Source organism: Rhodocista pekingensis (genome assembly GCF_042665545.1).
Lineage (GTDB): Bacteria > Pseudomonadota > Alphaproteobacteria > Azospirillales > Azospirillaceae > Rhodocista > Rhodocista pekingensis.
Genome location: NZ_JBHTCM010000028.1, coordinates 165,364 through 189,057 on the forward strand (window position 1 = coordinate 165,364; position 23,694 = coordinate 189,057).

The 23,694-nt window shown below is 73.2% G+C and carries 20 protein-coding genes; 10 read left to right on the top strand and 10 right to left on the bottom strand.

Annotation, left to right across the window (positions count from 1 at the left end; all coding sequences use genetic code 11):
- The first annotated feature begins 34 nt into the window (after nt 1–34).
- From ACFQPS_RS19265 to ACFQPS_RS19280, 4 genes are read left to right on the top strand one after another with little or no spacing between them, the layout of a single operon-like run.
- Nucleotides 35–1,414, top strand: a complete 1,380-nt coding sequence (locus ACFQPS_RS19265; RefSeq protein ID WP_377360862.1) for a glycosyltransferase — start codon at nt 35–37, stop codon at nt 1,412–1,414.
- Entirely contained in the window at nt 1,411–3,393 is a 1,983-nt protein-coding gene (locus ACFQPS_RS19270) for a hypothetical protein (RefSeq protein WP_377360864.1), read from the top strand. Before ACFQPS_RS19265 ends, ACFQPS_RS19270 begins: the two co-directional genes overlap by 4 nt.
- A gap of 38 nt (nt 3,394–3,431) precedes the next feature.
- Nucleotides 3,432–4,046: a C-type lectin domain-containing protein gene (locus ACFQPS_RS19275; protein ID WP_377360866.1), complete on the top strand. Its 615-nt coding sequence runs from the start codon at nt 3,432–3,434 to the stop codon at nt 4,044–4,046.
- A gap of 21 nt (nt 4,047–4,067) precedes the next feature.
- Nucleotides 4,068–4,286, top strand: a complete 219-nt coding sequence (locus tag ACFQPS_RS19280) for a hypothetical protein (protein WP_377360868.1) — start codon at nt 4,068–4,070, stop codon at nt 4,284–4,286.
- Nucleotides 4,287–4,290: 4 nt separating this feature from the next.
- On the opposite strand, the gene ACFQPS_RS19285 is transcribed toward ACFQPS_RS19280, so the two are convergent.
- The 5 genes from ACFQPS_RS19285 to ACFQPS_RS19305 are packed head-to-tail and all read right to left on the bottom strand — an operon-like array spanning nt 4,291 to nt 11,147.
- Entirely contained in the window at nt 4,291–5,781 is a 1,491-nt protein-coding gene (locus ACFQPS_RS19285) for a lipopolysaccharide biosynthesis protein (RefSeq protein WP_377360870.1), read from the bottom strand.
- The gene (locus ACFQPS_RS19290) at nt 5,778–7,583 is read right to left on the bottom strand and encodes an asparagine synthetase B family protein (protein WP_377360872.1); all 1,806 of its coding nucleotides are present in this window, start codon (nt 7,581–7,583) and stop codon (nt 5,778–5,780) included. The genes ACFQPS_RS19285 and ACFQPS_RS19290 overlap by 4 nt, the downstream gene beginning before the upstream one ends.
- Before the next feature lie 32 nt (nt 7,584–7,615).
- Nucleotides 7,616–8,854, bottom strand: a complete 1,239-nt coding sequence (locus tag ACFQPS_RS19295; RefSeq protein WP_377360874.1) for a pyridoxal-dependent decarboxylase, exosortase A system-associated — start codon at nt 8,852–8,854, stop codon at nt 7,616–7,618.
- Nucleotides 8,851–10,452: an acyl-CoA ligase (AMP-forming), exosortase A system-associated gene (locus ACFQPS_RS19300; RefSeq protein WP_377360876.1), complete on the bottom strand. Its 1,602-nt coding sequence runs from the start codon at nt 10,450–10,452 to the stop codon at nt 8,851–8,853. The genes ACFQPS_RS19295 and ACFQPS_RS19300 overlap by 4 nt, the downstream gene beginning before the upstream one ends.
- A complete protein-coding gene (locus ACFQPS_RS19305; protein WP_377360878.1) occupies nt 10,449–11,147 on the bottom strand; it encodes a GNAT family N-acetyltransferase in 699 nt (232 codons plus the stop codon). The genes ACFQPS_RS19300 and ACFQPS_RS19305 overlap by 4 nt, the downstream gene beginning before the upstream one ends.
- Before the next feature lie 239 nt (nt 11,148–11,386).
- Between ACFQPS_RS19305 and ACFQPS_RS19310 the strand changes: the two genes are divergently transcribed.
- Genes ACFQPS_RS19310 through wecB form a run of 6 tightly spaced genes read left to right on the top strand, consistent with a single transcriptional unit; the run spans nt 11,387 to nt 17,221 of the window.
- The gene (locus tag ACFQPS_RS19310) at nt 11,387–11,659 is read left to right on the top strand and encodes an acyl carrier protein (RefSeq protein WP_377360880.1); all 273 of its coding nucleotides are present in this window, start codon (nt 11,387–11,389) and stop codon (nt 11,657–11,659) included.
- 12 nt (nt 11,660–11,671) lie between these two features.
- A complete protein-coding gene (locus ACFQPS_RS19315; RefSeq protein WP_377360882.1) occupies nt 11,672–12,511 on the top strand; it encodes a hydrolase 1, exosortase A system-associated in 840 nt (279 codons plus the stop codon).
- Complete coding sequence (locus tag ACFQPS_RS19320) at nt 12,508–13,365, top strand: hydrolase 2, exosortase A system-associated (protein ID WP_377360884.1); 858 nt, start codon at nt 12,508–12,510, stop codon at nt 13,363–13,365. The genes ACFQPS_RS19315 and ACFQPS_RS19320 overlap by 4 nt, the downstream gene beginning before the upstream one ends.
- Before the next feature lie 12 nt (nt 13,366–13,377).
- Complete coding sequence (locus ACFQPS_RS19325) at nt 13,378–15,081, top strand: asparagine synthetase B family protein (RefSeq protein ID WP_377360885.1); 1,704 nt, start codon at nt 13,378–13,380, stop codon at nt 15,079–15,081.
- Nucleotides 15,078–16,091, top strand: a complete 1,014-nt coding sequence (locus ACFQPS_RS19330) for a polysaccharide deacetylase family protein (protein WP_377360887.1) — start codon at nt 15,078–15,080, stop codon at nt 16,089–16,091. Before ACFQPS_RS19325 ends, ACFQPS_RS19330 begins: the two co-directional genes overlap by 4 nt.
- A gap of 29 nt (nt 16,092–16,120) precedes the next feature.
- Nucleotides 16,121–17,221, top strand: coding sequence for a non-hydrolyzing UDP-N-acetylglucosamine 2-epimerase (gene wecB / locus ACFQPS_RS19335; protein ID WP_377360888.1), 1,101 nt, complete (start codon nt 16,121–16,123; stop codon nt 17,219–17,221).
- A 4-nt stretch (nt 17,222–17,225) separates the two neighbouring features.
- Here the strand turns inward: wecB and ACFQPS_RS19340 are convergent, their stop codons facing one another.
- The 5 genes from ACFQPS_RS19340 to ACFQPS_RS19360 all read right to left on the bottom strand — a co-directional run bounded on the left by ACFQPS_RS19340 (nt 17,226) and on the right by ACFQPS_RS19360 (nt 23,437).
- Nucleotides 17,226–18,149, bottom strand: coding sequence for a glycosyltransferase (locus tag ACFQPS_RS19340; protein WP_377360889.1), 924 nt, complete (start codon nt 18,147–18,149; stop codon nt 17,226–17,228).
- A 122-nt stretch (nt 18,150–18,271) separates the two neighbouring features.
- Nucleotides 18,272–19,225 (bottom strand): polysaccharide pyruvyl transferase family protein, encoded by a 954-nt coding sequence (locus tag ACFQPS_RS19345; RefSeq protein ID WP_377360891.1) that lies wholly within the window; start codon nt 19,223–19,225, stop codon nt 18,272–18,274.
- Nucleotides 19,226–19,434: 209 nt separating this feature from the next.
- On the bottom strand, nt 19,435–19,632 hold the full coding sequence (locus tag ACFQPS_RS19350; RefSeq protein ID WP_377360893.1) for a hypothetical protein: 198 nt from the start codon (nt 19,630–19,632) through the stop codon (nt 19,435–19,437).
- A gap of 105 nt (nt 19,633–19,737) precedes the next feature.
- Entirely contained in the window at nt 19,738–21,336 is a 1,599-nt protein-coding gene (locus ACFQPS_RS19355) for an alkaline phosphatase D family protein (RefSeq protein ID WP_377360894.1), read from the bottom strand.
- A gap of 34 nt (nt 21,337–21,370) precedes the next feature.
- A complete protein-coding gene (locus ACFQPS_RS19360) occupies nt 21,371–23,437 on the bottom strand; it encodes a PhoX family protein (protein ID WP_377360896.1) in 2,067 nt (688 codons plus the stop codon).
- Nucleotides 23,438–23,694: the final 257 nt, after the last annotated feature.

Sequence of the window (23,694 nt, forward strand, 5' to 3'; positions counted from 1 at the left end):
GACGGACGCCCTCTCCGACAGGAGCCCCGATGCGATGACCGGTTCCCTGCGCATCCTTCTGGTGTCCTGGTACTTCCCGCCGGCGAACACGATCGCCGCCGTGCGGATCGGGCGGATGGCCGAGGCGCTGCTGGCGGAGGGCCACGATGTCCGGGTGCTGACGGCGGCGGGCCTGCCCTGTCCCGCCACGCTGGACCCCATGGTGCCGGAAGCGCGCGTCGCCCGCGCCCCCTGGTGGGACGTGAACGACCTGCCGGAGCGGCTTCTCCGCCGGTCGGGCGGACGGCCGGGGGCTGCCGGGGGCCCCCCGGCGGAGGCGCCGGCCGTTCCATCGGCACCGGGGCCGGCCCGGCGGCTGCGGCGCTGGGCGGGAGAGGTCTACCAGCATGCCACCAACCTGCCGGACAGCCGCATCGGCTGGCTGCCCGGGGCCGTCCGGGCGGGAAAGGCGCTGGTGCGCGGCTGGCATCCGGACGTGGTCTATGCCACCGCCCCGCCTTTCACCGGCCTGCTGGCGGGGCTGGCCCTGAGCCGGCACACCGGCGCCCCGCTGGTCTGCGAGATGCGCGACCGCTGGTCCGACGACCCCTACTATCCGCCGCCGGGCTGGCGTCTGGCGCTGGACCGGCTGCTGGAGCGGCAGGTGCTGGGCCGCGCGGCCGGGATCGTCACCGTTTCCGAACCTTGGGCCGCGGCCTACCGGCGCCGCTTCGGCAGGCCGGTGGAGGTCGTCTGCAACGGCTACGACGCGGACGGCACGGACGGCGCGGACGAACCCCTGCCGACCCCACCGGGACCGGTCCTGACCATCGTCTATACCGGGGGCATCTATCCCGGCCGCCGCGACCCCTCCCCCCTGTTCGCCGCCATCGCCGCGCTGGGGGACGACGCGCCGTCCGTCCGGGTGGTGTTCTACGGCACCGACCCGGCGATGGTGCGGCCGCTGGCAGAGCGGCACGGCGTCCTGGGCAGCGTCACGGTCCTGCCCGCCGTGCCGCACCGGCAGTCCGTGGCGATCCAGCGGGCGGCGGACGTGCTGCTGCTGATGCAGTGGCCCGACCCGCGGGAGGACGGCAACGTCCCCGGCAAGTTCTTCGAGTATCTCGGCGCCCGCCGTCCGGTGCTGCTGCTGGGGCTGGCGGGCGGCGTGCCGGACTCCCTCCTGCGCGAGCGCGGCGCCGGCATCCTGGGCGAGAGCGTCGGGGCGATCGCGGCACAGCTCCGCCTCTGGCTGGCGCAGAAGCGGCGCACCGGCATCCCGCCGACCCCGCCCGGCGCCGCAGCCGGGTTCAGCCGGGCGGAACAGTTCGCCCGGATCGCCCCCTTCCTGCGCAGCCTGCGCCACCTGTCCGGTCCGGCGGCCGGTGCGGCGGCCGCCGGGCCTGCCCCGCTGCTGGAGGATTCCCCCCGATGACGGCCTGCGTGCGGACGATCCTAGCCCTGCTCCTCTGCGTTGCGGCGGTTCCGGCGCGGGCGGAGCCGCCCGACCTCTCCGCCCTGCTGGCGCACCGGCCGGCGCCGGGCCACTGGGCGGAAATCCCCGCCACCTCCGCCCGTAGCGTGCTGCTGCCGCGCGACCAGGCGCCGCTCGACGGCGGGGTGATGGGCTCGGACGCCGCGATCGACGCCTACAGCGGGGCCGCCTGGGACGGCGGCCGGTTCTGGTACTTCCATGGCGGCGGTCACACAGATTATTCCGGCAACGAGGTCTACCGCTTCGACCTGGAGCGGCTGGCCTGGGAGCGGCTGACCATGCCGACGGCGCTGGCGCCGGACCCGACGGACCCGCCCTGCCCCCGCCAGCTTGCCACCGACACCGCCGGCCGCCCCGCCGATCCCGCTGCCCCGCGGAGCACCCATACCTATGACGGGATGGCGGTGATCGACGGTATCCTCTACGTCGCCGGCTCCTACGGCTACAGCTACTGCCCGGACAACGCAGTCCACCGCTTCGATCCGGCGACCCGGCGCTGGTCCACCGTCGTCGCGGACCGGCAGTCGCCCGGGGAGATCAAGTCCGCCTACGACCCGGTGGCGAAGCGCTGGTATCTGATCGGCTGGACCCGCCTCGTGGCGCTGGACGTGCCCGGCGGGCGCCTGCATCCGGTGGCGGAACTGCCCTGGCTGGGAGCCGGGAGTGCCGTACTGGCGCCCGACCGGGGGGAGCTGTTCCTGCTGGCGGGGAGCAGCCTGCTGGCCGTCGATCTCTCCAGCGGTGCCGTCCGCAGCGTGATCGCGCAGCTTCCCGGCTATCTGAACGTGGCCGGCGGCCTTGTCTACCGTGCCGGACTCCTGTGGCTCTGGAGCGGCGACCGCCGTATGCACAGCATCGATCCAGAGACGGGAAGCGTGCGCGACCATACGCCGGAGGACGGGCCGCCGCCGCAGTCCCACGTCTATTCCCGCTTCTTCCACCTGCCCGCGGCGGACATCTTCGTCGCCTATCCCCGGGCGGCGGGAAATGTCTGGCTGTACCGGCCCGATGGCGGGGACGGGCGCGACCCGACCTTCTTCAGCCCGGCCCGGGCGGCAGCGGAGGCGGCACCCGGCAGCGTGATCGAGATTCCGCCGGGCACCTATTACGAACCCATGGTGATCACCGCCGACGGCGTGACCGTCCGGGCACGGACGCCGGGAACGGTGCGCTTCCGCCGGGCGGTCGCGGAGTCCAAGGCCACGATCGTGGTCAAGGCGAGCGGCGTGACCCTGGAGGACCTGTCCGTCGCCGAGGTGGCGGTCGGGGGGAACGGCGCCTGTGTCCGCTTCAACGAACGGGGGCGCGATCTGGTGATCCGGCGGCTCGACTGCGCGGACGCGGAGATGGGCGTGCTGATCACCGGGGAACGCGGCGACACCCTGATCGAGGACAGCCGCTTCGACCGGATCGGCCGGCCGGGAGCGGATCTCGGCCACAACATCTACTCTTCCTGCGACCATCTGGGCGGCTGCCCGGAGCGGCTGGTGGTCCGCTCCAGCAGCTTCACGGGCGAACGCAACGAGGGCCACTACATCAAGAGCCGGGCCCGCCGGACCGTGCTGGAGGGCAATACGCTGGACGGGCGCGGCGCGACCTATTCCCGCCTCATCGACATCCCGCAGGGCGGGGTGATCGGGATCACCGGCAACACGCTCTATCACGACCGTGGCGGCAACAGCGACGCCATCGGGCTGGCGCTGGAGATCCGCGACCCGCGGGCGCCGGAGCATGCCGAGAACCGGGCGGAGATCGCCGGCAACAGGATCGTCTCCAGCCATCCCAAGGGCGTGCTGGTGACGAACCGGCTGGGCGGTCCCCTGCATCTGCACGACAACACCCAGACCGGGCTGCGCGCCTGGGTCCAGGACACCGGCGGACGCGGCCCGGTACGGGTGGAGGATGCGCCCCCGCGATGACCCGTCAGTTCCCCAGAGAAGCCACGATGGAGACCGGGATGCGCAATCCCCTGCTGCGGACGCGCCGGCAGGCCGTCCGGGCGGCCGTGGCCGCGCTGGCGCTGGGAGGCGTGCTGCTCCTCCCCAGCCGGGCCGGAGCGGCGGAGATGACCGCGGACGTGCCGGAGAAGGAGGGGCCGGTCGTCTTCGACCCCGCTTCCGGCAGCCATTTCCAGCTCATCCTGCCGGACCATTCCTTCCGCGGATTCACCTGGGAGGATGCCCAGGCCCGGGCCCACCGGCGCAGCCGGGCCGGCGTGCCCGGCCGGCTGGCCAAGGTGACCACGCGGGAGACGTTCCAGTTCCTCCGCCGCGCCCTCCCGGCGCGCGAACCCTTCTGGATCGGTCTGCGCTACTGGTGCCGCTTCCGCACGCTGCAATGGGATGATGGCACCCTGCTGGAGCGGGGCGGCTTCCAGGCCTGGCATCCGCAGTGGTTCCGCGACCCGGCCACCACCTGCGAGACGGCGACCCACATGAAATTCATGCCGGTCTACATGACAGCGGCACAGGAGGGGGGGCTCTGGCAGGCGGCGGGGGATGTGAAGTTCATGCGCGGCTTCGTCGTCGAGTACCCGGCCCGCCCCACCGACACGGCGCCGCGCGACCCCTGAACCGGCAGCGGAGGACGCTCCATGGAATTCCTGCTGATCGTCGCCTTCACCCTGGCCGTCTTCGCCGTGGCCCTCTGGATGCTGCGAGCCGAGGCCGGTCGGCCGCTCGGCCCTCTGGCTCTGCTGGAACCGGTCTGGCGCCGCGGTCCGGCGCGCTCCCCGGCGGAGCCGCCATCGGCAGGCCGGAGCGTGTTGCGCACCGGTCGCTCCGCCCCGGGCGGCGGCTTCCGCCGCCGCTGAGCCGTCACGGCGCCGCTGCGGGCACCCGCCGGAGGCCCAGGCGGCCCCGCAGCCGGGACAGCAGCAGCGCCTCCATCCCGGCGGGGCGTCCCGCCGCCCACCAGAGCAGCAGCACCGTCACCCCGTAGGTCACGGCCCCGGCCGTCACGGCCAGCAGGGCCTCGACGGAGGCCGGCAGCGCCGCCGCGGCAAGGTCCCGGCGCAGCCAGAACACCGCTCCCGCCATCGCCAGATTGCCCAGCACAGGCCGCCACAGGGCCGCCAGATAGCGCCCGGCCGCCGGTCGCAGCAGGTGGCGCACGGCCAGAAGAAAGAGGATCGTCAGAACGGCCTGCCGGACCATGATGCTCCAGGCCGCCCCTTCCGCCCCGTACCAGAGCGTCACCGGAACCAACGCCGGCAGCCCGATGGCCGCCGTCCCCGCCGTGAAGGCGAAGGACATGTTCGGCCGGCCAAGCGCCAGCAGCACCGGATGGGCATTGGCCGCCACCATCTGCACGGCACCGGCCAGAGCGAAGATTGCGATGATCGGGGCGACCGCGGCCCAGTCGGGGGTCAGGGCGATGGCCACGATCAGATCCGCCGTCAGGGCGATCCCGATGGCGGTCGGCACGCCAAGCAGGAGCGACAGCGACAGCACGTCCATGTAGGACGCGATCAGACCGTCCCGGTCGTCGGCGATGCGGGCGAAACCGGGATAGAGCGCGCGGGAGATCGGCATCAGCAGCTCGTTCGTCGTCATGCTGCCGATGTCCTTGCCCAGGCTGTAGGCGCCGAGTGCCGCGGTCCCCACCAGCCGTCCGATCACCAGATCGTCCATGCGCTGGTTCAGGAAGTGAACCCCGCTGGAGGCGACGATCCACCTTGAGAACCCCAGGATCTCCCGGGCCCGCGACAGGTCCGGTCGCGGCCGGCGGGGCGACATGCGGTAGCTCGCCACCGTCGCGGCGACGCGGCCCGCCACCATCCCCGCCACCAGCGCCCAGTAACTCTCCCAGGCGACGGCGAGCGGCAGGGTCACGGCGAACCCGGCCAGCCGCTCCACCATGCGGAAGCGGAACTCCCGGTCGAACCGCATCTCCCGCCGGAAATCGACGATACCGGGATTCTGGAGACCCTCGATCAGCGGCAGCACGGCCAGCGCCAGCAGGATCGACGTCACCGCCGGCTCCCCCGTCAGCGACGCGGCCGGCACGGCGAGGGCCGCCATCGCCGCCGCGACGACGGCCCCCTTGATCAGCGACAGGGTCCAGACCGTGTCATAATAGGTGCGGTCAGGGTCCGCGATGCGGATGAGGGCAAGGTCGAAGCCGAACTCCGACAGGGCCTCCAGCGCCGCGAGGAAGACGAGCGCGAGCGCCACGACGCCGAAATCCCCCGGGCTCAGCAGGCGTGCCAGGATGACCATGCTGACAAGACCCAGGGCGCGGACGCTGAGCCGCATCAGCACCATCCACGCAGCCCCCCTGGCCATGGCGCGGCCGACTTCACTCACGCCACGGCCTCCGCCGGGCGGGCGGCCCGGTGGAGCCCGGCGCGGGAACGCAGCCACAGCTCCAGCACCATGAGGTCCCAGAGGCAGCCCGCCAGCGCCGGATCGCCGCCGCCGCGGGCCGCCTGCCGCACCGCGGCGACGAAGCCGTCATCCAGCAACCCCCGGCCGGCAAGCCCGTCCAGGGCGTCCCGGGCGATGTCGGCCAGTTCCCCCCGTCCGGCCGTCCAGGGGCCGAAGGGCATGCCGAAGCCGTGCTTGCGCTTGGCCAGCGTGGGCGCCGGAAGGAAGTCCCGCAGGGCGTCCCGGAAGAAGCGCCGCAGCAGCCGGGGCGTCGCCTGCAAGGCTCCGGGGATGCGGACGGCGAAGTCCACCAGATCCTCGTCCAGCAGGGGATAGGCGACCCGCACACCCGCCAGAGCGCACATGCGGCCGACCTTGCGCAGATCGTTGTCGGCCAGCGTCACGGCGAGGTCGAGGTGCATCATCCGCTGCACGGGCGCGGCGTCCGCCGGCGCCTCATAGAGGGCGCGCGCCTCCGCGATGGGCAGTTCCGGGTCCACCGCCGCCGCAAGGTCGGGGTGGATCACCCGCGCCACCGGCCGGCCGCACAGGGGGTTGTAGACCTCCAGCCGCTCCGCCGTGTGCAGCGCCGTCCGCTCCAGGAAGCGCCGGGCGCGGGCGACCGGGCCCATGCCGCCCCAGGGCAGTCCCGGCGACAGGAGCATGCCCGCGGTCGCCCGGCGCAGGGAGGCGGGCAGCCGCGCCGCCGCCTCGTAGCGGAGCTGCTCGCGGTAGCGGGCATTGCCGGCGAAGATCTCGTCCCCACCGTCGCCGGCCAGCATGAGCGCGATGCCCTCGGCCCGGGCGCTGCGGGCACAGAGCAGGGTCGGCAGGGAGGAGGAATTGCCGAACGGCTCGTCGAAGGCGGCCACCACCTCCGGCAGCAGGGCGGCCGCCCGCTCCGGCGTCAGCACCGCCTCCGTCAGCTCGATGCCGAAATGGCGGGCGGCGATCCGGGCATAGGGCCGCTCGTCATAGCGCGGGTCCTCGAAGCCGACCGTAAAGGCCCGCGCGGGCCGCCCCACCGCTCCGGCGAACAGCCCGGCGACGGTGGAACTGTCCAGCCCGCCGGAGAGGAAGCAGGCCATGGGGTCGCGGCCCAGCGTCCGCACCACGGCCGTCCGCAGCAGCCGGCGCAGCTCCTCCGCCAGTTCAGGTCCGCTGCGGCGGTCCTCGCCCCAGCCGGGCTGCCAGTGGAAGCCCCGCCGCAGCCGTCCCCGCTCCAGGACCAGATATTCCGCCGGGCGCAGCTTCTGCTGACCGGCATGGATCGTGGCCGGCGCCCGCACCGTCCCGGCGTGCAGATAGCCGTAGAGCGCCTGCGGCGACAGCGCGGCATCCACGGCGGGGTGGGTGGAGACGGCATCCGCCGTGCTGCCGAAGACCAGCCCGCCGCGGCCCGGCGTGGCGTAGCACAGGGTCTGGATGCCGAAACGGTCGATGCCTGCCACGACCCGGTCATGACGGGCATCCATCACCACGGCCGCATAGCCGCCGCGCAGCCGCCCGAACAGCGCCTCCCCGTCGCGGCGGTAGGCTTCCAGCAGGGCCGCGGCATCGCCCCGGACGGCGGCCAGGTCCGCCAGCTCCCGGTCGGCCCAGCGCGGCGTCCCGGCGATGCCGGCCCGCACCGTCCCGTCCGGCGACGCGGCGGTGCCGCCGGGTGCCTCCAGCCCGCGCGCCGCTTCCGACCAGGTCGCGTGTCCCGGAACGGTGCCGCACCAGCCGAACAGACCGTCCATCTTCCCTCTCCTTTCCGGCTTCGGTCGCGGCTTCAGACCAGCACTTCCGCCGGCGGCGGATGGCCCAGGAAGGCGGCCGGGCTGGCGGTGGTGCCGTAGGCGCCGGACTGGAAGACGACCAGCAGGTCGCCGACCTCGGCCCGCGGCAGGGCGCAGCGGTCGCCCAGCAGGTCGAGCGGGGTGCAGAGGCAGCCGACGACGCTCGCCGTCTCCTCCGCCGGGCGGTCCATCCGGGTGCCGATGGCGAGCGGGTAGTTGCGCCGGATCACCTGCCCGAAGTTGCCCGAAGCGGCGAGGTGGTGGTGCAGCCCGCCGTCCGTCACCAGGAAGACCTGCCCGCGGGACTCCTTGCGGTCCACGACGCGGCAGACATAGACGCCCGCCTCCCCCACCAGATAGCGCCCCAGTTCCAGGATCAGGCGCGCGCCGGGCAGCCGCTCGCCCAGCCGCAGCGCCGCGCGGGCCAGGGAGTCCGCCACCGGCCCCAGGTCCAACGGCCGGTCGTCCGGGAAGTACGGAATGCCGAACCCGCCGCCCAGGTTCAGGTGCCGGACCGGACCCGGCGCCTGCCCGGCCAGCCGCAGAGCCAGGTCCACCGTGCGCTCCTGCGCCAGGGCAAGCTGATCGGCCCGCAGGTTCTGCGACCCGGCGAAGATGTGGAAGCCGGCGAAGTCCAGGCTCAGGTCCCCGATCAGGCGCAGCAGGGCGGGCACCCGTTCGGCATCCACGCCGAACTGCTGCGGCCCGCCGCCCATCTTCATCCCGGAGCCCTTGAGCGCGAAGTCGGGGTTCACCCGCACGACGACCGTCGCGGACAGGCCCAGCGCCGCGGCCTGCGCCGCCAGACGGCGCACCTCCCCCTCGGACTCGGCTTCGACGACGATCCCGGCGGCGACGGCCCGGCGCAGTTCGGCGTCCGTCTTGCCGGGGCCCGCGAAACTGACGTGCTGCGGCGCCATCCCGGCATCCAGTGCCGTCGCCATCTCCCCGGCCGACGCCACGTCGAAGCCGTCCACCAGTCCGGCCATGTGGGCGACCAGCGCCGGCATCGGGTTCGCCTTCACGGCATAGTGCAGATGGATCGCTTCCGGCAGGAAGCGCCGCAGCCGCCCGACCCGCGCGGTCAGCTTCTCCCGGTCGTAGGCGAAGAAGGGCGTCGAGCCCACCCGCGCGGCAAGGCGCGACAGCGGCACGCCGCCGACCAGCAGCTCCGGTCCCGACCGGTCCCAGGCGGCCAGGGCGGGGTGCGGGGCGTCCAGGGTCAGGGTCATGCCGCGGCCTCCGTCCCCGTACCGAAGCTCCCGGCAAGCTCGGACGACAGGGCCTTGCGGTCGATCTTGCCGTTGGGTGAGCGCGGCAGCGAGGGACGGCCGAGGATCAGGCGCGGCACCATGTAGGCCGGCAGGGCGGCGCGGAACGCCTGCGCCAGCGCGGCCTCCTCCAGGGGGCCGCCGTCGCGGCCCGCCGCCACCAGGACCACCGCCTGCCCCAGGGTGGCGTGCGGCACGCCGACCGCGGCCGCCTCGGCGACAAGGCCGCTGCCGTAGGCGACATCCTCCACCTCCGTCGGGCTGACCCGGTAGCCGGAGGTCTTGATCATCTCGTCCCGCCGTCCGACGAAGTAGAGGAAGCCGTCGGCGTCGGTGCGGACGATGTCGCCCGACCAGACCGCCATCTCCGGCAGCGGCAGCCCGGCCGGCTGGCCCGGCGCCGGGCGGTAGCGTTCCGCCGTGCGCTCCGGGTCGTTCCAGTAGCCGAGACCGACCAGGGCGCCGCGGTGGACCAGTTCGCCCTCCTCCCCCGGCGCGCAGGGGCTGCCGTCCGGGCGGACGACCAGGATCTCGGCGTTCGGGATCGCCTTGCCGATGCTGTCGATCCGGCGGTCCACCTCCGCCGGGTCCAGGTAGGTGGAGCGGAACGCCTCCGTCAGGCCGTACATCAGGAAGGGCTGCGCACCGGGCAGGGCCGCGCGCAATGTCTGGAGGATCGGCCGCGGCAGGTGGCCGCCGGTGTTGGCGAAGTAGCGCAGACTTGCCGCCGCTTCCGCCGGCCAGCGGACGCCGGCCAACTGCACCCAGAGCGGCGCCACGCCGGTCAGGCCGGTGATCCGTTCCCGCGCGCACAGGCGCACCAGCTCGGCCGGATGCAGATAGTCGGCCAGCACCACCAGGGCACCGGCGTGGAAGCCGGTCGTCAACTGGCTGAAACCGGCGTCGAAGGACAGGGGCAGCGCGGCCAGGATGCGGTCGGAGGGATCGTTGCGCAGGTACTGGGCGACGCTGCGGGCGCCGGCGACCAGGTTGCGGTGGGACAGCACCACCCCCTTCGGCCGCCCGGTGCTGCCCGACGTGTAGAAGATCGCCGCCATGTCCGTGTCGATCACGCGGTGCGGCGGCAGCGGCGGCAGGTCCAGGAACTCGGCCCAGGAAAGGACGGCGACGCCGGGCAACCCCGTTTCCTCCACGCTGCCGGCGGCATCGACCAGGACCACCACGTCCAGCCCGGGGCAGCGGCCCAGCTCCGGCACCAGGGCGTCCAGACGCCCGCGCGCCGTCACCAGGACGCGCACGCCGCAGTCGGCCAGGATGTGCGCGACCTGGGCCGGCTTCAGCACGGGGTTGACGGGAACCATGACGCAGCCCGCCATGGCGGCGCCGAACAGGGCGACCACCGTCTCCGGCCGCTTGTCGAGATAGACGGCGACACGGTCGCCGCGGCCCGCCCCGGCGCCGGCCAGCGCCCCGGCGAACAGGCCGACCTGCCGGGCGAGGGTGCCGTAATCCAGGGCCGTGTCGCGGCAGCGCAGGGCGGGGGCCGAGGGCGCGCGCCCGGCCGTGTGCAGGATCAGGTGGTGCAGCAGGTCGCTCATGGTCCGTCCGGGGCAGGAGGCGGGTCAGGAAGCTCGGGCACGGGCGGGCGCAGGACCGGCAGCCGGTCGCGCCGCAGGGAGAGATGCGGGAACGGCCGCAGCGACGAGACCGTGAGCTGCACCGGGCCGAGGCAGAGGAAGCTCGCCGTCCCGACCGGCCGGGCGCCCAGACGTTCGTGCGCCCGGCGGCTGGCGGGGTTGAAGGCGGAGATGCGGCTGACCGACCAGCGCACCCCCCGCTCCCGCAGGAAGGCGTCCGCCGCGTCCCAGAGCCGGGCGAAGGCGAAGCCCGCCCGGTGCTCCGGGCGCACGAACACGCCCAGGTCCCAGCAGGCGGTCCCGGCCGGCAGGGGCTCGAAACGGCAGCGCACCTCGTCCTCCCGGAACGGCCCCAGGCAGAGCCAGATGCAGCCCAGCGGCTCCTCGCCGCGGAAGGCGGCGAGGCACACGGCCCCCTGCCCGAAGCGGTGCGCCTGCGCCGCCGCATCCAGGCCGAGCGCGGCCAGCGCCGGGTCGCCCGGCGACAGCCGGCGCACGGGCAGCCCGGCGGCACGGCGCGGCGGCACCCGCGGCACCGCGGCCACGGGCTGGGCATGGAACACGTATCGGTAGAACCCCAGCCATCCGCCGCTTCGCCCCAGGAGCCGGTACACCGCGTAGGACACTGCGTCCCGCACCCCGAATTCGGCAAGCACGCCACGGGCTTTCGTAAAAAGTATCGGGAGTGACCCGAAAAGACGATCGCGCTCACTCGAACGGGCCACCAAAACCACCGCCAGTACTCCTGTATTGAAACTTAGGAGCCTCCCGGACAACCGTCCGCGCGCATGTTATGGCGCCCCCCTTGCTTGCTAAAGTGCGCCCGTGGAGTGGCGACCGGATGTGCAGGTCACCCTCCTTTCACTCTAATCAGAAAGCTCGGCGGGGGATTTTCATGTACGACCTGAAGACGGCCGATCCGGTACAGGAGGAAGTCTGCGCCCTGCTGCGCGACACCTTGAACCTGACCGGCCGCGCCGCGGAGCTGACGGCGGAGACCGGCCTGTTCGGCAGCCTGCCGGAATTCGACAGCATGGCCGTGGTCGCCGTCCTGACGGCGCTGGAGGAACGGTTCGGCATCGTCATCGAGGATGACGAGATCGACGCCGCGATCTTCCGCACCGTCGGCAGCCTGACCGACTTCGTCCGGCGCAAGCGGGCGGACTGAGCGGACCCTGCCATGACCCTGCGCGAAGAGCCGATGCTGCTGCCCGGTGGGCTGGTGGCGATCCTGCACCGACCGGCGGACGGGCCTGGCGGAGATCGGCCGCGCCGCGGCTGCGTCATCGTCGTGGGCGGACCGCAGTACCGGGCCGGCAGCCACCGCGCCTTCGTCCTGCTGGCCCGCCGGCTGGCGGCGGCGGGCGTGGCGGTACTGCGCTTCGACCATGCCGGGATCGGCGACAGCGTGGGCGATGCTCCGGGGTTCGAGGCGATCAGCCCCGACATCCGCACGGCCGTGGAGGCACTGGCCGGCGCCTGCCCCGGCCTGGACGGCATCGCTCTCTGGGGCCTGTGCGACGCGGTGCCGGCGATCCTTGCGGTCGCGGCGGACGATGCGCGCGTCACCCGGCTGGTGCTGCTGAACCCCTGGGTGCGGACCGAAGCCGGGGCGGCGCGGGCGGAGCTGACGCACTATTACGGCGGCCGGCTGCGCGATCCCGGCTTCTGGCGGCGTCTGCTGCGCGGAGAGGTCGCCCTGGGCGGGGCCGTGGCGGGCGTGCTGGGTGCCGCCCGGCGCAGCCGGACGGGTGCGACGGAGCCCGCGGCCCTGCCCGACCGGATGGCGGCGGCGCTGGCCCGCTTCCGCGGTGCGACCCTGGTCGTCACCAGCGGACAGGACCTGATCGCACGGGAGTTCCTGGACCTTGCCGGCCGCTGCCCGCGCTGGCGTGCGATTCTGGCACGGCCTGGAACGGCGCGGCGGCATCTGGAGGCCGCGGACCATACCTTCTCCTCCGCCGTCTGGCGGGAGCAGGTGGCCGACTGGACCCTGGACTGGCTGGGAGCGCCGGCATGAGCGCCCTGGAAGCCTACGATCCGGCCCCCGTCCCCGGCGACGTCACCCCCTTCTTCCTGGAGGGACACGGGGGGCCGGTCTTCTGCCTGCATGTCCCGGCGCAGGCCCCCGAGCGGCTGGCCCTGGTCTACTGCCCGCCCTTCGCGGAGGAGATGAACCGGGGACGCCGCGCCGTAGCGGTGCAGGCGCGGCGTCTGGCGGCGCGGGGCATCGCCACCCTGATCGTCGATCCCTATGGCACGGGGGACAGCGGCGGCGATTTCGCCGAAGCCGACTGGGACCTCTGGCTGTCCGATCTGGAAACTGCCGCCGCCTGGCTGGCCCGCGCCAGCGGCACCCGCCCGGGCTTCTGGGGCGTGCGCTCCGGCGCCCTGCTGGCGGCCGAGATGGCGCGGCGGACGGCGGCGCGGCACCTGCTGTTCTGGCAGCCGGTGGCGGAAGGGGCTGCCTTCGTGCGGCAGCTTCTCCGGGTCGGCGTCGCCGCCGGGCTACGCGGGGGCGGACTGCGCGGGGGCGGTCCGGCGACGACGCCACGGCACTCTCTGGCGGCCGGGCGGCCGGTGGAGATCGCGGGCTACACCCTGCGCCCGGCCCTGCTGGACGCGCTGGCGGCGCGGACCCTGCGCGACCTGCCGCCGCCCGCGGGCACCCGGGTCGCCTGGCTGGAGATCGCCGCGGACGCCGCCGCCGGACCCGGCGCCGCGAGCCGGCTGGCGATGGCGGCGTGGGAAGCGGGCGGGGCGGCGGTGGATGCGCACACCGTCGTCGATGTGCCGTTCTGGTCGCTGTGGGAAGCGCCGCTGCCGGAACGGCTGCTGGAGCGGACGGGCGACGCGCTCGCCCGCTGGCCCTGAGACGCGCGGCCGATGGGTGCCCTCTACGCCATCTTCGCCGGGCCGGATGCCGGCAGTCCGGCCGGGGAACGGGCCGCGGCGGAGGATGCCGCCCGCCTGGATGCCTCGCTGCGGGGCCAAGGCTTCCGGGCCGGCCGGCGGGTGGCGCTGCCCGGCCTGATCCTGGGCGCCCACGCTCCCTTCTGCGGCGGCGATCCGATGCTGCTGGAGACGCCCGACGGCGACGCCCTGGCCGCCGCGGGCACGCTGATCCACCGCGGCGCCACGGGCATGGAAGCGCTTCGGCGCCTGCATGCCGACCTGCGCGCCGGAACGCTGACGGACGGTGACGAGCCCTGGGGCTGCTTCGCCGTCGCGGGACGGGTCGCGAGCCGCCGGGTCCTGCGCACCGACGGGGCCGGGACCTTCCACCTGCACGCGGACGGCGCGGGCCGGATCGTCAGCAGTTCGTTCCTGGCGCTGGCGGAGACCCTGCCCCGGCTCAGCATCGACCCGCAGGGCGTCTACGACCATGTCTTCCAGGAGGCGCCACACGGCGGCGGCACCGTCTTCCGGGAAATCCGGCTGCTGTCGGCCGGCGACGGCGCAGCACTCCTGCCCTGCCCGTCAGGACGGCGGGCGAGCCTGGACGAGGCGGCGGAGCGCTGCCTCGCCGTGCTGCATCGGCGCTTCGCCGTGCTGGCGGAGCTCTGGGGCGGAAAGCTGGATGCGGCCCTTTCCGGCGGCTATGACAGCCGCCTGATCCTGGCGCTGCTGCGCCGCTGCGGCGCCGTCCCGGCGCTGCATGTCTACGGTGCGGCCGACAGCCCGGACGTGCGGATCGCCCGCGCCATCTGCGCGGCCGAGGGGCTGGCGCTGGAGACGGTGGACAAGGCTGCCGCCGGAACCCCCGACCCGGAGGCGTTCGCGGCCCAGGTCGAGGCGAACTTCCTGGCCCTGGACGGCTGCCCCATCGACGGGCTGTTCGACAACGGCATGGATGTCCGCACCCGGACGGCGCGCAGCGCGGGCGGCCGGCTGGCCCTGAACGGCGGCGGCGGGGAGGTCTTCCGCGACTTCTTCCACCTGCCGCCCTGGGGCGTCAGCCCGGCCGGGCTCGCCCGCCGGTTCTACGGAGGGTTCGATCCGTCCATCGCCGCCGGGGACTTCGACGCGGACGCCTATCTCGACGGCCTCGCCGGCCGGATCGCGGCGACGCTCGGCGTCGAACCGGACCGGCGGCTCAGCGCCGTGCAGGCGGAAGCCCTCTATCCCGCCTTCCGCTGCCGCTGGTGGATGGGGCGCAACGCCAGCCTGAACAACCGCTTCGGCCCGGCGCTGACGCCCTTCGTCGATCCGCCGGTGCTGCGGGCGGCCCTGGCCTCGCCGCCGGCCCTGAAGCGGGGCGGGCGGCTCCAGGCGCGGATGATCGCGCTGGCGGACCCGGCGCTCGCGGCGCATCCGTCCGCCTACGGCCATGCCTTCGACCGGCCGCCGCCGGTCGCGGCGCGCGCCGCCGACCTGCTGCTGCGGCTGCGCCCCGGCTGGCTGCCGCGCCGGCGTCGGGCCGGGCCGCTGCCGGCGCTGCTGACCGGCCCGCACCGGGAGGCCGTGCTGCCCGGCCGGTCGGAGTGGGTGGAGCGGTTCTTCCGGGTGGAGCGGATCGGCGACCCGCGCCAGCTCGCCCGCGTGCTGACGCTGGAATACCTGTTCCGCCGGACGAGACCCGCCGCATGAGCCACCCGCTTCCCCACCGGCAGGCGGTGCTGCCGCCGGACCTGCCGCCGCTGCTGACCGTGATCGTCGACACGGAGGAGGAGTTCGACTGGTCGCGCCCGCTGGCGCGGGAGAACGTGGCCGTCACGACCATCCCGGCGCAGCGCCGGGCGCACGCCCTGTTCGACCGTTACGGGATCGTGCCGACCTATGTCGTGGACTGGCCGGTGGCGACCTCCCCCGTGGCGCGCGACCTGCTGGGCGGGCTGCAACGGGAGGGGCGCTGCGGGATCGGCGCGCACCTGCACCCCTGGGTGAACCCGCCGCACGAGGAGGTTGTTTCCCCCGCAGCCTCCTACGCCGGCAACCTGCCGCCGGCACTGGAGCGGGAGAAGCTGCGCCGGTTGACGGAGGCCATCGCGGAGGGTTTCGGCCGCGCACCGACCGTCTACCGCGCCGGCCGCTACGGGCTGGGGCCGGAGACGCCAGCGCTTCTGCTGGAACTGGGCTACCGGGTGGACAGCAGCGTCGTGCCCTGGGTCAGCTTCGCCGCGGACAGCGGACCCGACTTCCGCGGCTACGGCATCGACCCGTTCTGGGTCGGCCCCGGCGGGCGGCTGCTGGAACTGCCCCTGACAGCGGGGTTCACGGGTCCGCTGCGGGGACGGACGGCGGCGCTGCATACGGCCACGACCTCGCCGCTGGGGATGCGCCTGCGGCTGCCGGGCCTGCTCGCGCGCAGCGGCCTGTTCGACCGCATCCGGCTGTCGCCGGAGGGGCTGCGCTTCGAGGATCACCGGCGGCTGGTGGAAACCCTGCTGGCCGACGGCCGACGGATCTTCTCCTACACCTACCACAGCCCGTCGCTGGCGCCGGGGCACACGCCCTATGTCCGCAGCGGAGCCGATCTCGACCGCTTCCTGACCGACATGGAGCGGTTCTTCGACTTCTTCCGTGGCCTGGGCGGCCGCTTCACCACGCCGGAGGCGCTGCACGACCTGATGTCGGGCGCCACGGCGGCGGCCGCCTGACCTCACGCACCATCCTGGGAGCCCTGCGCATGAGCAAGCCGATCGTCGATCTGGTGGCCGGGGCCCGGCCCAACTTCATGAAGGTGGCCCCGCTCTGGCACGCGCTGAGCCGGGCGGACTGGTGCCGGCCGCGGCTGGTCCACACAGGCCAGCACTACGACGCCGAGATGTCCGACAGCTTCTTCCAGGATCTGGACCTGCCGCGGCCGGACGTGCAGTTCGCCGTCGGCAGCGGCACGCACGCCCGGCAGACGGCGGCGGTGATGACGGCCTACGAGGATCTGTGCCTGGACGGCCGGCCGGCCTGGACGGTCGTCGTGGGCGACGTCAACTCCAGCCTTGCCTGCACGCTGGCGGCGGTCAAGCTGGGCGTGCCCGTGGCGCATCTGGAGGCGGGCCTGCGCTCCTTCGACCGGACGATGCCGGAGGAGATCAACCGGGTGCTGATCGACCGCGTGGCCGATCTGCTCTGGACCCCGTCGCCGGACGGCGATGCCAACCTGCTGCGCGAGGGCACCGACCCGGCCCGGATCGAGCGGGTCGGCAACATCATGATCGACAGCTTCGAGCGCCAGCGCGACCGGATCGAGGCGGACCCGATCCTGTCCGACCTCGGCCTGCCGCCCGGCGGCTACGGCGTCGTCACCCTGCACCGGCCGGCGAACGTGGACGACGCCGCGACCCTGGAACGGCTGGTCGAGGTGCTGACGGACGTGGCGCGCGACCTGCCGCTGGTCTTCCCGGTGCATCCGCGCACCCGCGCCCGGCTGGAGGGCTTCGGCCTCTGGCCCCGGCTGGAGCGGGCGGCCGGCATCGTGCCGGTGCGGCCGCTGCCCTATGTCGGCTTCATGGCCCTGGTGCTGCGGGCGCGGCTGGTGCTGACCGACAGCGGCGGCGTGCAGGAGGAGACGACCTGTCTGGGCATCCCCTGCCTGACCCTGCGGGAGACGACGGAACGGCCGGTGACCGTGACCACGGGGACCAACCGGCTGGTCCGGCTGCCCGAACTGGCCGACCGCATCGGCGACGTGCTGGCCGGCCGCTGGCCGCGGGGTGCCCGGCCGGACCTCTGGGACGGGCGCACCGCGGAGCGGGTGGCGGACAGCCTGCGCCGGCGCCTGAACGGCTGACCGGTCAGCCCGCGGTCGGCAGCAGCAGCCTGCGCGAATAGGCGAGGTAGCGGACGCCCCCCGGCTTCATCAGGCTGCACAGATGGTAGCGCCAGGCCAGTCCGAGGGCGCCGCGGCGGCGGAAAAGGTCGGACAGGGCGTGCAGGGCCGCCCCGTGCCGGCGCCTGAGCGCGGCATGGACCGGCGCCGGCAGCGGCAGGTCGCGCAGGTGCCCGTACAGCCGGTCCTCCCACCGCATCCAGCGCTCCTGCTTGCTGGCCGACCCCGGGGAATCCGCCGTGTAGAGGAAGGTCATGGCGTCCACGAAGGCGATGCGACGCCCCTCCCCCGCGCTCTTGAACGCGATCCAGGTCCACTCGTATTCGTCGATGAGGTCATCCAGCCAGGACAGCGGGAAGGCTGCCGCGCGGAACGTCCCGGCACAGTTGTGCAGCCAGTTGGCGGACAGCAGGGCGTTCAGCGGATCGCTCCGGACAGCCGGCATGTCCGGGATCGCCATGACCCGGCGACCATGACCGACCTCCCAGCCGTTGCCGACGGACAGGTCCACCGTCGGGTCCGCCAGAAGCGGCCCGAGCCGGGCCGCGAGCCCGCCCGGCAGCAGCACGTCGTCATCGTCCAGGAACGCGAAGAACGGCGCATCGACCAGACGGCGCCCCTCCAGCATGCTGTCCCTGAGGCCCCCGGGGATCCGGACCAGCCTGATTTCCGGCATGGCCCGCAGCTCCGTCACCAGGACCGGATCGAAGCGGTCGCCGTTGACGACGACGATCGGCCGGGCCGTGACGCCCTGCTGGTTCCGGATGCTCCGGATGGCGCGGCGCAGACTGTCGGCCCGGCGCGCCTCGGCAAGCGTCCGGATGATCACGTCGATGCGGGGCGGCGAGGCGGCTGCCGTCGTCAGGAGGGATTCGGCCGTATCGGTCATGCGGCTCCCCAGCGGTGGTTGCAGCCGAATCCTGCCGCCCGGCGCCCGCGGGGCAACCGCTCTTCCGGCGGCGATCCGCTTTCGTCCGGTCACCCCGTCGGATCACCCCGGACCGCGCCCCTTCATCCCCTGGCAATCAGGGGGGAACGGGCGAGCCAGAGATCGACATAGGCGGAGACCTTGCCGTAGCTGTTGTCCAGGGCCGTCACCCGCCGCGACAGCAGCGCCGACAGGATCACCCCGTGCAGCCGGTCGGTCACCACATGGTCGTGGCGGGCGAGCAGCCGCTCCGCCCGGCGCGCCAGCCGGGCGGCCAGCGGCTGCCAGAGCGGGGCGACGGGTAGATGGCGCCGCGCCGCGATCTGGAGCAGATGGAAGCAGCGCCGTTCGGCGGGATGGATCAGGTCGCCCCAGTCGAAGGCCGGGGCCGCGGTCTGCGGTCCCACCCCGGCCGGTGCCTCCTGGTCGCGGCGCAGCAGGTACAGCGGCCCGCCACCGCCGCCGGCCGGCCGGTCCTGCCAGAGCAGGTGCGCCATGTCCGGAACCAGCACGACATCCTCGATCCCGGCCTCGGCCAGGGCCCGGGCGGACGCGCGGTCGCGCACGCAGACGGTCAGGCGGCGGTGGCGCCGGAAGGGTTCCAGCAGGTGCCAGAGACTGCCGTCGCCGAAATGCACCGTCTGCGGCATGACGACGATGCGGTTGTCCGGAAACCGCTCCACGACCGCCCGCCGGAACTCCTGGTGTGCCGGATAGAGGTCCCCGAAGTTCCCGCCGCCATGCAGGCAGATCAGGTCCCCGGTCCCGATCCGGCGCGCGATCCGCGCGGGAGATGCGGCGCAGGTCGTGCGCAGCACCACCCGTTGCCGCTGCTCCGCCAGGAACCGCTCGGTTCCCAGATAGATCAGCAGGTCACCGACATTGCCGTGCAACGGCAGATCCAGATAGGCGACGCGGCCGCCCGGCGGGAAGAAGCGCGAGAGGGTGCGGACCTGCGCCGCCAGCCGGTCCATGACCCGTGCATGCGCGGCCACCCCTTCCAGGCGCGGCGCGGCATGCGGACCGTCGAGGATCACGCCGGAGGCGGAACCGACAGGGTCGGGAACGGCAGGCGCAGGAACAGCAGGGGCGGCGGCGCAGCGGCCCCGTCCGGCGGAAGGCGGCATCGGTCAGCTCCGGGAAGATCAACCCGACCGGTGAACACTCCGCAGGGCAAGAGGGCGCTGGCGTGGTGGTGACAAAGATGCGCTATCCCTTTCCGGCGACCGCGGTCCGCTTCCGTCCGTCAGGCCCGGCCGGACAGCGGGGCCGAACGCCCCGCCTGCCCCCGCATCCAGCCGTCGATCCAGGCGGCCGATGCTCCAGGCTCCTCCACGAAGGGATTGTCCAGCGCCGTCTCCCCCCGGCCCGCGGCCGCCAGTCCCATGGCCTGGGCCAGCAGGGCGAAGCCGGTGAGAGCGGGCCCCGGGGTTCGACCGTCCATCAGCATCGCGCGCCCTCCCGAATGGTGAGGCGACCATATCGTTTCACCATCCGGGGCACCTTGACGTGGATCAAACCCGGGACTGACCGGCAGCAGCCCGACCGGTCAGGCCGGCTGCGGTCCGGGCCGCTTGGGATCGACCGTGAAGACCGCGCGGGTGGAGAGCGTTCCGCCCGGCGTGCTGACCTTGTCCAGAACCTTGACGTGCGCCGTCCAGGCCTTGGGCGTGACCTCGTGCAGATGGTAGCCGCGCTGGTCGTTCAGCAGCTTGAGGTGCGGGTTCGCGGCCAGGATGCCGGCGCCGTTGGCGCGGATCTCCCCACCATCGGCACCCGAGCTGATGGAGGTCGCCAGGAACTCCGTCGCCACGGTCGGCGAGTCGGGATCGCCGGCCCGCAGCTTGACCTCCCCGATCCAGTTCTGGTGCTCGTCGCCGGTGAGGACGACGGTGTTGCTGATCCGACGGTCGTGCAGGAAGGACAGCAGCCGGGTCCGGGCCGCCCGGTAGGCGTCCCAACTGTCCATGTTGCGGATGTCCTCCTCGCCGGGCTCGCGGTCCATGTCCATCAGCATCACCTGCTGGGCAAGCCCGGTCCACCGGGCCTTGGACGCGGCAAGCCCGTCATAGAGCCACTTCTCCTGCTCCGCCCCCAGCACGGAGGCGGTGTCCGCGTCCATTCCCGCGCACGGCGCCTTGAAACCGTCGCCGCAAGGCTGGTCGGTGCGGAACTGGCGGGTATCCAGGACGTGCAGGTCCAGCAGCGACCCGAAGGAGAGGCGGCGGTAGATCTGCATCGCCGGCCCCAGCGGCCAGGCCGACCGCCGGAACGGCAGGTTCTCGTAATAGGCCTGCGCCGCCGCGATCCGGCGCAGCAGGAACACCTCCGGCGGGGTGCCGTCCTGGTCGCGGTCGGCCACCCAGTTGTTGTCCACCTCATGGTCGTCCCAGGCCGGGATGAAGGCGGCCGAGGCATGCGCCATCTGGAGGTTCGGGTCGAGCTTGTAGAGCGCGTAGCGGCGCCGGTACTCGTCCAGCGAATAGAGTTCCTTGCCGTCGAAGGGGCGCGGCGTCGGCAGCGTCCGCTCCTCATGGCGGTCGAAATAGAAGCTGCGGACGCCGCCTTCGTAGATGTAGTCGCCGTAGTGGTAGATGAAATCCAGGTCGTCCTCGTCGGAGATGCAGCGCCAGGCGGTGTAGTGCCCGTGCTCATAGGCCTGGCAGCCGCCGACGGCGAATCGGAGCCTGTCCACCGGCGCACCGAAGGCGGGCGCCGTCCGCGCCCGGCCGACCATCGAGCGCTCCGTTCCGGCGACGAAGCGATACCAGTAGGGGCGGCCCGGCTCCAGCCCGGCCACCTCCACATGCACCGCATGGCCCAGCTCGGGCCGGGCCACGGCCGTGCCCTTCTGCACGACGGTGCGGAAGCGGTCGTCGGCCGCGACCTGCCAGTCCACCTCCACCGGCTGGGCCGGCATGCCGTAGCCGGGCTCCAGCGGCTGCGGCGCCAGCCGGGTCCAGATCACGAAGCCGTCGGGTGCGGGATCGCCCGCCGCGACCCCGAGCTGGAACGGCGGCGCGACGAAGACCGGCTGCGCCAGGGACTGGCGGAGCGTCGGCGGCAGCGACAGGGCGGTGACGGCAGCAGCGCCGAAGGTCTTCAGCAGCTGCCGCCGGCCCAGGCGGAAGGGGTCGAGGATCGGCATGGATGGTTCCGTGGGAACAGGCGGACGATGGGCGTCAGGAGCCGATCGGCCCCCCGCCGTCCTTGGTGATTACCACCACCGAGGGACGCGGGGGCACTTTCTCGTCGAAGTCCGGCCAGCGGGTGCCCGGATGCTCGAAGGTCGCCCGCTCGCCGGTGGCGACGACCTGCGACACACCGTCCACGCCGGGATGCTGCACGGCCAGGAACAGCGCCGTGTCGTCGGGCGTGAAGAAGGGACCGCACATCTCCGCGCCGATGGGGCAGCGGAAGAACGCCTTGGCCGTGCCGCGCAGGGGGCCTTCCGTCTCCACCGCCCAGAGCCCGTCGGCCGACCCGCTGGAGGTCGGCCAGGAATTGCCCTGGTCGGTGGCGACCCAGAGGCGGCCCTGGCCGTCCACCACGCAGTTGTCCGGGCAGGCGAACCAGCCGTTCTCCGTGGTCGCGGGATTGAAGGTCGCCTTCACCTTGGGGTCGCCCGGGTTGCCGGCCTGGAGCAGCATCGTCCAGCGGAACGTCTCCGCCGTGTGGTCGTCGTCCGGAGCCGACATCTCGACGATGTGGCCCCAGAGATTGCCGACTCGGGGATTGGCCGCATCCACATGGGTGATCGACGGATGCTCCGGGCGGGCCGGGCGGCGGTCGCTGTTGTTGGTCAGCATCGCATAGACCTTCTGGGTCCTGTGATTGACCTCGATGTCCTCGGGCCGGTCCATGCGGGTGGCCCCGACCAGGGTGGCGGCGTGGCGGGTGTTGATGGAGACGTCGGCCTGCGTCCGGAAGCCGTTCTCCGGCGTCAGCGGCCCCTGTCCCTGGATCAGCGGCAGCCAGGTGAGCGTGCTGTCGGCGTTGAAACGGGCGACATAGAGCGTGCCGTCCTCCAGCAGCGTCATGTTCTTCGCCCGGTCGTCGGGATCGAAGCGGTTGCGGCTGACGAAGCGGTAGATGTGCTCGAACACCTGGTCGTCGCCCATGTAGACGACGACGCGGCCGTCCTTGTTGACGACGACGCCCGCCCCCTCGTGCTTGGCACGGCCCAGGGCCGTGTGCTTGCGCGGAGTCGAGGTGGGGTCGTAGGGATCGACCTCGACCACCCAGCCGAAGCGGTTGGCCTCGTTCGGTTCCTTGTTCACGTCGAAGCGCGGGTGGTGCAGGCCCCAGAGGTAGCGGCTGCCCGGCACCGTATAGCGGTCGTAGTTGCGCTGCTCGGGGTGCGACTGGTCGATGGTCCCGATGAAGTAGCCGTCGAAATTCTCTTCGCAGGTCAGGAACGTGCCCCAGGGCGTGACGCCGCCGGCGCAGTTGTTCAGCATGCCGATGACGCGGGTGCCGGTCGGATCGGCGCTGGTCCGCATCCGCTCATGGCCGGCGGCGGGGCCGGTGAACGCCATCTCGGTGGCGAGCGGCGAGAGGCGGCGGTTGTACGGGCTGCCCTTCACGTAGGCCCAGTTGCCGTCGGCACCGCGCTTGAGTTCCACGATGCTGCCGCCGTGGGCGGCCATCTCGACCTCGGCGATCTCCCGGGTGATGAGCTGGGCGGCCTTGTCCTGCGGGATGCGGTCCATGCCTGCCGGGATCAGGCCGGGGAACATCACCTCGGTGTTGGTGTATTCGTGGTTCACCCAGAGCAGGCCGTGGTCGCTCGACCGGCTGCCCAGCGGCAGCGGCAGATAGCCCACGAAGTCGTTGTTGTAGCCGAACTGCCCGAGCTGCTTCTCCGCCGTCTGCGCATAGGGATCGAACTCGGGCGCGCCCGGCAGCAGGGGATCGCCCCAGCGCAGCAGCACCTTGGCCTGATAGCCCTTGGCGACGTGGTGGGTCTCGTCGACGCCGCGCGCCAGCTCCTCGAAGGGGAACCGGCTCTCCGCATCGACGGCGCGGGCCGCCGCGTCCTGCGCTGCCGCCGCCCGCGATGCCGGCAGCAGCAGCGACAGCGGCAGCGCCGCCAGCGCCGTGCTGGCGAGCGCGCCGCGCAGCAGTTCGCGCCGGCCGAACCGCCGCTGGAGCACCTCGCCGAAGGTCGGCGTCGTGTCCGGGCTGGACGGGAGGTCCGCGCGGTCCTCGAACTCGTCCGCGGAAAGGTGCGTGAAGGGGGCGGTCATGGCAGGGTACTCCGGTGGGGCTGAGGCGTCCGGCAGATATCGGGGGGCCGTCCGAAGGGACAACGGCGCCGGCCATCCCGCTGACCGGACAGGCGATTCCGCCGCACCTGCGGCTTATAGCGACCTCATCTTACAATCGTATGACAGCGCGGCGGCGGACCGCGGGGCAGCCGCCCGCTCCTGTCCGGAGCCGGGATGGTCGGCAGGACGCGCGCCCGACCTTGCCGAGGACGGGCGAAGCCGTTAGGTTCCGTGGC

Excerpts from the sequence above, each read along its gene's own strand:
- ACFQPS_RS19265 (WP_377360862.1), top strand. The coding sequence starts at position 35 with ATGACCGGTTCCCTGCGCATCCTTCTGGTGTCCTGGTACTTCCCGCCG.
- ACFQPS_RS19270 (WP_377360864.1), top strand. The coding sequence starts at position 1,411 with ATGACGGCCTGCGTGCGGACGATCCTAGCCCTGCTCCTCTGCGTTGCG.
- ACFQPS_RS19275 (WP_377360866.1), top strand. The coding sequence starts at position 3,432 with ATGCGCAATCCCCTGCTGCGGACGCGCCGGCAGGCCGTCCGGGCGGCC.
- ACFQPS_RS19280 (WP_377360868.1), top strand. The coding sequence starts at position 4,068 with ATGGAATTCCTGCTGATCGTCGCCTTCACCCTGGCCGTCTTCGCCGTG.
- ACFQPS_RS19290 (WP_377360872.1), bottom strand. The coding sequence starts at position 7,583 with ATGGACGGTCTGTTCGGCTGGTGCGGCACCGTTCCGGGACACGCGACC.
- ACFQPS_RS19295 (WP_377360874.1), bottom strand. The coding sequence starts at position 8,854 with ATGACCCTGACCCTGGACGCCCCGCACCCCGCCCTGGCCGCCTGGGAC.
- ACFQPS_RS19300 (WP_377360876.1), bottom strand. The coding sequence starts at position 10,452 with ATGAGCGACCTGCTGCACCACCTGATCCTGCACACGGCCGGGCGCGCG.
- ACFQPS_RS19310 (WP_377360880.1), top strand. The coding sequence starts at position 11,387 with ATGTACGACCTGAAGACGGCCGATCCGGTACAGGAGGAAGTCTGCGCC.
- ACFQPS_RS19315 (WP_377360882.1), top strand. The coding sequence starts at position 11,672 with ATGACCCTGCGCGAAGAGCCGATGCTGCTGCCCGGTGGGCTGGTGGCG.
- ACFQPS_RS19320 (WP_377360884.1), top strand. The coding sequence starts at position 12,508 with ATGAGCGCCCTGGAAGCCTACGATCCGGCCCCCGTCCCCGGCGACGTC.
- ACFQPS_RS19325 (WP_377360885.1), top strand. The coding sequence starts at position 13,378 with ATGGGTGCCCTCTACGCCATCTTCGCCGGGCCGGATGCCGGCAGTCCG.
- ACFQPS_RS19330 (WP_377360887.1), top strand. The coding sequence starts at position 15,078 with ATGAGCCACCCGCTTCCCCACCGGCAGGCGGTGCTGCCGCCGGACCTG.
- wecB (WP_377360888.1), top strand. The coding sequence starts at position 16,121 with ATGAGCAAGCCGATCGTCGATCTGGTGGCCGGGGCCCGGCCCAACTTC.
- ACFQPS_RS19340 (WP_377360889.1), bottom strand. The coding sequence starts at position 18,149 with ATGACCGATACGGCCGAATCCCTCCTGACGACGGCAGCCGCCTCGCCG.
- ACFQPS_RS19350 (WP_377360893.1), bottom strand. The coding sequence starts at position 19,632 with ATGGACGGTCGAACCCCGGGGCCCGCTCTCACCGGCTTCGCCCTGCTG.
- ACFQPS_RS19355 (WP_377360894.1), bottom strand. The coding sequence starts at position 21,336 with ATGCCGATCCTCGACCCCTTCCGCCTGGGCCGGCGGCAGCTGCTGAAG.
- ACFQPS_RS19360 (WP_377360896.1), bottom strand. The coding sequence starts at position 23,437 with ATGACCGCCCCCTTCACGCACCTTTCCGCGGACGAGTTCGAGGACCGC.